Annotated in this window: 8 protein-coding genes; 3 read left to right on the top strand and 5 right to left on the bottom strand. The window is 59.3% G+C overall.

Annotated elements, in window-relative coordinates:
* Positions 1-1,449 (bottom strand): NCS1 family nucleobase:cation symporter-1 (locus EN745_RS28380; RefSeq protein ID WP_127422777.1); only part of this gene is annotated, 1,449 nt, incomplete at its 3' end.
* Positions 1,450-1,787: 338 nt separating this feature from the next.
* Here EN745_RS28380 and EN745_RS28375 point away from each other — a divergent pair.
* Positions 1,788-2,090 (top strand): DUF982 domain-containing protein, encoded by a 303-nt coding sequence (locus EN745_RS28375; RefSeq protein WP_126054489.1) that lies wholly within the window; start codon positions 1,788-1,790, stop codon positions 2,088-2,090.
* A 274-nt stretch (positions 2,091-2,364) separates the two neighbouring features.
* Here the strand turns inward: EN745_RS28375 and EN745_RS28370 are convergent, their stop codons facing one another.
* From EN745_RS28370 to EN745_RS28355, 4 genes are all read right to left on the bottom strand, one after another.
* Positions 2,365-3,027 (bottom strand): hypothetical protein, encoded by a 663-nt coding sequence (locus tag EN745_RS28370; protein ID WP_127422776.1) that lies wholly within the window; start codon positions 3,025-3,027, stop codon positions 2,365-2,367.
* Positions 3,028-3,297: 270 nt separating this feature from the next.
* On the bottom strand, positions 3,298-3,528 hold the full coding sequence (locus EN745_RS28365) for a hypothetical protein (RefSeq protein ID WP_127422775.1): 231 nt from the start codon (positions 3,526-3,528) through the stop codon (positions 3,298-3,300).
* Positions 3,529-3,630: 102 nt separating this feature from the next.
* On the bottom strand, positions 3,631-3,840 hold the full coding sequence (locus tag EN745_RS28360; RefSeq protein WP_127422774.1) for a hypothetical protein: 210 nt from the start codon (positions 3,838-3,840) through the stop codon (positions 3,631-3,633).
* Positions 3,833-4,156 carry a hypothetical protein gene (locus EN745_RS28355; protein ID WP_127422773.1) on the bottom strand — a complete coding sequence of 108 codons (324 nt, stop codon included), beginning with the start codon at positions 4,154-4,156 and terminating at the stop codon, positions 3,833-3,835. The genes EN745_RS28360 and EN745_RS28355 overlap by 8 nt, the downstream gene beginning before the upstream one ends.
* 307 nt (positions 4,157-4,463) lie before the next feature.
* Between EN745_RS28355 and EN745_RS28350 the strand changes: the two genes are divergently transcribed.
* Positions 4,464-5,120: a DUF1629 domain-containing protein gene (locus EN745_RS28350; RefSeq protein WP_127422778.1), complete on the top strand. Its 657-nt coding sequence runs from the start codon at positions 4,464-4,466 to the stop codon at positions 5,118-5,120.
* Positions 5,121-5,129: 9 nt separating this feature from the next.
* Complete coding sequence (locus EN745_RS28345) at positions 5,130-5,444, top strand: AHH domain-containing protein (RefSeq protein WP_127406803.1); 315 nt, start codon at positions 5,130-5,132, stop codon at positions 5,442-5,444.
* Positions 5,445-5,714: the final 270 nt, after the last annotated feature.

Raw genomic sequence — 5,714 nt, 5'->3', positions numbered from 1 at the left:
GCGCACCATGGCGCCGGCGCCGAGCGCCATGGTGCGCAGCACGTAGTAGACGGCGCCGGCGATGGCCACGCCGAAGAACCAGCCATAGACACCCCACCAGGACGGCAGCCAACTGGTGAAGTTGGGCAGGATCGAGGAGAAGATGGCGCCGATGCCGGCGGCGATGAAGGCGTTGACGTGCCAACCGCCCTGGAAGCGGAACTCGCTGTCTTCGCGGTAGAGCGCCTCGACATCGACCTCACCCTTCCGGATCAGGTAATAGTCGACCATCATCACGCCGAAGATCGGTCCCATCGTCGCGCCGATGATGCCGACGAAGTGCGCGGCGCTGCCTTCCCAGGGCGCGAAGGGGTAGAGCACGAGCGCGATCAAGGCCGCGATGTAGCCGCCCTTCTTGAAGTTGATCTGGCGCGGGAAGACGTTGGAGAAGTCGAAGGCCGGCGAGACGAAATTCGCCACTACGTTGATGCCGAGCGTCGCCACCGCGAAGGTGAGCGCCGCGAGCGCCGCCAGGAACCAGCTGTCGAACTTGGCCGAGATCTGGTCGGGATGCAGCAGCACCTCATGGTAGACATCGTAGGCGGCAATCGTGGTGACGCCGGCGACCAGCGAGAACAGGATCAGGTTGACCGGCAGGCCCCATATATTGCCCTTGCGCAGCGCCGCGTTGTCAGGCGCGTAGCGGGCGAAGTCACAGAAGTTGAGATAGAGCGCCGAGAAGTAGGTGACCCAGATCGCCGCGACGCCGAAGAGCGCCGTCCAGGAGCCGGGATCGCCTGGAATGCCGGCATCGGCGGTCTTTTCGCGCAGGACATCCATCGGGATGTCGCTGGTGAAGGCAAAGCTCCCCGACTTGACGCAGAGATAGATCGCCAGGAGCAGCATCATCACCCACACCGCCGGACCGGCCCAGTCCTGAAAGCGCCGCACTGTTTCCATGCCCTTCTGGATGATCAGCAACTGCAGCGCCCAGATAATGACGAAGCAGATCACTTCCAGGGTTGAATGGCCGAGGAGGTGCGAAGTCTTGTTGAACTCATCGAACCACTGCAGTCGCGTCAGCAGCGCCACGATGGCGCCCGAGGCGGCCGCCGTTTGCGCGCCGTACCAGAAGCAGGCGACGATGGCCCGGACCAGCGCCGGGATGTTGGCGCCCCAGATGCCGAAGGAAGCGCGTGCCAACACCGGGTAGGGCACGCCGGTCTTCACGCCGGCATAACCGACCATGTTCATCAGCACGTAGATGATGAGCGAACCGATGCCGATGGCTATGATGAAGTTGACGAAGCCGCCGCAGAAGAGAAACAGGCTCGCCGCCAGGTAGTAGCCCCAGAGGCTGTGGACGTCGGACGTCCACACGTTGAAGATCGAGAATGGTCCCCAGTTGCGGACCTTGGCCGGAGCCAGATCCTCATTATACAGGTCAGGCGATGCGCCTTGTATGGTCATTGCGATGTCCTCCCCTTGTGCGACGCGCCTCCACGCGTTGGCTGCGCAGGGTATGCCTGACGCAAGGGAACCGGCAAGCAACCCATTTGCCGGCTTTGGCCTTAAAGATATTCAATGAGAATCGTGCTTATCGCGGGCCGGTATTGCGGATTCCTCCTTTTTGTCGCGCGAGTCGGCGATCGGCTTTCAACCCTCCTTTGCCGGCGATCGATCGTACCAATGGGATCGGCCGGTGTTGGCATCATTTTTTTGCGCGCTCATTTGATTTTTGTGGAACCAAATGGTCCGCCGGGTGTTTAATGTGGTTCTGTGCACCGCGATCGGCCGGGAGGAAAACGATGGATCGCTTGCATTTCTTTACGCCCGTGCGGATTCTGCCTGGGCAAGGTCAGCCTGTAGAAGAAGTGGACAGTGTCGCCGAGGCGATGGTGTTCCTGCGGAAATGGCCGACGGGGCGGCGCGGACCGGTTTATCAATGCGCCCTGAATTGCTGTTCCGCCGCCATGGCCGGCAATATGTCGGCCGAGGAAGCGAGAAAGGCCTTTACCGGCTTCGCCCGCATCACCCGTCTGCTCGACGACGACATGGCCATGCCGATCGGCGGCGAGGCGATGGACAACGTTTACGCCTTACGTCGGTAGGCGTATCTCGCCAGAACTGGCTGGTGTCCGCGCCCTTGCGGCGCGGACCGTGGCTCCTTGCTTATCCGTTGGCCTTCTCAGCTCCCATCACGAGGCACGGCCGTTTGATGGCGCACAAGACGACGGGTTGACAGAGGGGTCGGTTTGCTCAGCCGCCGCGTGCCGTTCCGAGGCGGTGACGTCCCATCCCGTCTCCTCGCAACCGTTTGTGGTGATATTCAAGCTCTTTCCCCACATCTTCTGCACTTGGCGCCGCCACAGGAAATTCCATGGCTCAGGTCGCCGGCGCCGCATGGAGCATGGGTTGTTCTACGATGCTGTCGGACAGATCTGACGGAGATGCCTCGCTTCCGGCTGTGTCCCGCAGAACGAATGTCGCGATCAGGAAGGCCTGCACCACCACCAGGGCGTAGGTGGCCAGAATGACCGCGCAGGGCACGACGAAATTTAACTGCGGCGCGGCGCCAAGCACGGCAGGGGCGCTCCAGGATACGGCGGAAATGACGCCGCAGCCGATCAACGCCGCCTTGGTGCGGCCCTTGACCCCGGACAGAAGCGGATGGCCGATCCGCTGGCGCAGGAACGGCAGCACAAGCCGATGAATGGCCAAGCCATTGATCGACAGGATGGCGACGATGGTCACTTTGGCCCAGATTTTCGGGTTCATCAGCTTTTGCGGTTCCGCCACCTGATAGAGCAGAAGAAAACCGATGCCGGAAATCCAGAGCATCAGGAGCCCCGTCGCCACAAAACGGCTGATCCATCCGACATTGCCGACGAGCTCGGCGGTGACGACCGTTCGACGGTAGCGTGCCAAGAGCAGGTCGAGGAAGACAGCACCGCCGAACCCGAAAACCAGGCCGGCGAAATGGAGCAGCCGTAGAAGCGTGCGGATATAGGATACCAGGTCCGGCGCCAAACTCAGCGAGAAATCCATACCGCTCAACTTCTCCCCCGAAAACGCGCAAAGATTCCTTCACGCCCGCGATAGCGCGTCGCTGCGCACGAACGATCGACATTGTTTGATTTGCATTCAGGCATCCGACCGGACCGGAAAACGTCGGATGCGCTGCTGTCTATTTAATCATGAGCGTAAGTGTCAAGTATGAAATGTAAAGACGCCAGCGATTTCGGAGTGGCTTGAAAGCAGTCCACAGGTGGTCGGGCACTGCTTTGAACGGGGGTCCGCCGCATGAGCAGTGGTTTCTCAGCCCCTTGCGTCAGGGGCACTCGGCTGATGCGCGGCCTCAATCAAAAATGCCGCTGCCTGCTCAACCAGCGCGGCCGCATGGTCGACCTGTTTGATCTTCTTCGCCAACCGGTCGTGGAGCATCGCAAGCCGCGCAGCGTGGTAGTCGGCGCTTCGCTTTTGGCCGTCCGAGTTGAGGGGTTCAAACAACATGGTGACGGCTTCTCCCAAAACCACAAGTTCAACCATTATGATGCCGCATCCTCCCGGTTGGCGATCACTTCAAAAGGAGAGCAGCGGCATATCCCTTTGGGGATGGAATGTCGCGCCTCCGCGTACCTACCCGATGCCTCAATAGTGGGCGGCCGGGCGAATCTTCAGGAAGCGGGTCCGCGCGTCGATCACTCGCGACTGTGCGGATCTGATACCGCCGCACAACGCAAGGCTCAGACCGACACCGCAGTCCTCATCGAGCAATTCATTTGCACGATTGACCGAGCGCTCGGCTCGTCGCACGCGCTGTCTGGCCAGGGCCGGTTTGAAGTTCAGGATTTCAGCCATCGGTCCGCTTCCGTTTGCTTTGCGGTCCCTTCATTTTGAAGACGGGCTGATGCGCGGCGTGCACAAATACCGCGACCTGCTCGACCTCGGCAGCCTTGCGGTTGGCAATCCGCCTCATGAGCCGACCGCGCAACATCGCCAACTGCGCGGCACGATGGCGATCGATGCGCTTGCTGCTGCGCAGGTCACCAGGACGGAGAATCAACATGCTTTCCAACGGCGCCCCAGAGCGTTTTGTTCCGGCTTTGCCGGCGCGACCACAGTGTTGCCGTCGGGCGAACGCGGCCCGCGGAAAGTTGCGATAGGTTTTGTCCACGATGGGGGTGGAGGTGCGCGTCGAGTTGGAAGCCTTTCCTTCTCCAGATGTACGCTGTTGGGCAACGTTCTGACCGTTTCCAACGAGGCCAATTCGGCCGGCGTGCCACGACAGGCGTCAACGGCCACCGCCGGGACGTATCCTGGAGTTCCTGCTCGATCCGCTGAAGGAGATGACCGATGAGGCGTTCCATGAGAGGTTGACCTGCCAATTGCGCCGCAAACATGCCTTGGCAGAGCGAATTTCGAACGCAACTGTATATGATATCATCGAATATTTCTTCCACGGATACACAGGGAGGTCTTCTATGAAGGCGGCAGAAAACACCAAAACAACCTTTCCCCGCCAGGTCGGTAAATCTCGTCGATTCTTCAAGTTCGACTCCGACTTGCGTGGCGGTAAAGGCCACGGCGTACGCATTGCAAACGAGGATGCATTGATAACGCCGGGCCTCATCGTCTTCGCGCCGCCCCCAGCGAAAGGCCATGGCTTCGCAGAACTGCCGGAAAAACCTCAGCTTGTTCACTACCCTAAGGAGGGCAAGATGCCGCGCGATCTGGAGATATTGCACGGTTACCTGATCGTTTCCGAACGCCTGAAGCGGGTTTTCGAGGATGTCGACGCAGCCGGCTTCGAGTTTGTCGACTGCGATTTTACTTTGGCAGACGGCTCGCAACGGCCGAAATATTATTTGGCCGATGTTGTACGTGTCCTGGACGCCATCGACGAAGCGGCGTCGAAAATAAGGATCGATTACGAACGTGATTACAAAACAAATGAGGATGTGAAGATCTACGATTTTGTAGGACCGACCAGCCTTGTGTTCCGGGATGAGGTGGTCGCCGATGCCCATATATTTCGTACGCCGTATGCTGGCAGCATCTTCTGCGACGAAGTGTTGAAGTCTGCCTGCAAGGTCGCCGGTGTCACCGGTCCCGACTTCACCAATGTTGAGAAGATGTGAGATTTGACCATGGCTGGCACAGAATTGTTCCGTGAGCACCACGTCATCACACAGGATCTGGCTCCCAAGAGCCTGTTGCTAAGTCTTTTAGCTAAAAACAAACTATTTAATCTCAACGCACCGCAAAATCTGCTCAACCTGCCGACAGATCGCAAGCTAGCGCAATCGCTGGATATCTCGCCTCACCCGGGCGGGCCGCTAGGAACATATGGCAAAAGACTAACCGAGGCGCTTGGTAAGATAGAAAGATCCCGTGACTTTGCGGCCGCCAGCGCCGGCGCCGCAGCCCGAATTGCGGTGCTTATGGACAAAGAGGGGCACTAGAATAGGGTAGTGGAACACGGCTCATAACCCTATCGATACAGGTTCGGGTACTTGGCCTTTTCAGTCTTGCAATTCCCCGCCCTCTGAACCGCCATGGCGAAGCCCTTTCATAGGCGTGCGCGGCGCTCTGGAACTTCCGTGTATCTGGCGTTAGGTGTTTCTCCAGCCCGTGGTACAAAAGGACGGGAACGGCCATTATGGCTTTCCCATCCTCTGTCGGGTTCAACCGACATCTTTCCATTACGCCGATCAGGTCGCCCGCCATTCTCG

Origin of the sequence: Mesorhizobium sp. M4A.F.Ca.ET.022.05.2.1, assembly GCF_003998845.1 — a bacterium.
Lineage (GTDB): Bacteria > Pseudomonadota > Alphaproteobacteria > Rhizobiales > Rhizobiaceae > Mesorhizobium.
This window is presented reverse-complemented; position numbering and strand designations above follow the sequence as displayed.

Coding starts and splice junctions, on each gene's coding strand:
- EN745_RS28370 (WP_127422776.1), bottom strand. CDS start 3,027: ATGGATTTCTCGCTGAGTTTGGCGCCGGACCTGGTATCCTATATCCGC.
- EN745_RS28365 (WP_127422775.1), bottom strand. CDS start 3,528: ATGGTTGAACTTGTGGTTTTGGGAGAAGCCGTCACCATGTTGTTTGAA.
- EN745_RS28345 (WP_127406803.1), top strand. CDS start 5,130: ATGGCTGGCACAGAATTGTTCCGTGAGCACCACGTCATCACACAGGAT.
- EN745_RS28375 (WP_126054489.1), top strand. CDS start 1,788: ATGGATCGCTTGCATTTCTTTACGCCCGTGCGGATTCTGCCTGGGCAA.
- EN745_RS28350 (WP_127422778.1), top strand. CDS start 4,464: ATGAAGGCGGCAGAAAACACCAAAACAACCTTTCCCCGCCAGGTCGGT.
- EN745_RS28360 (WP_127422774.1), bottom strand. CDS start 3,840: ATGGCTGAAATCCTGAACTTCAAACCGGCCCTGGCCAGACAGCGCGTG.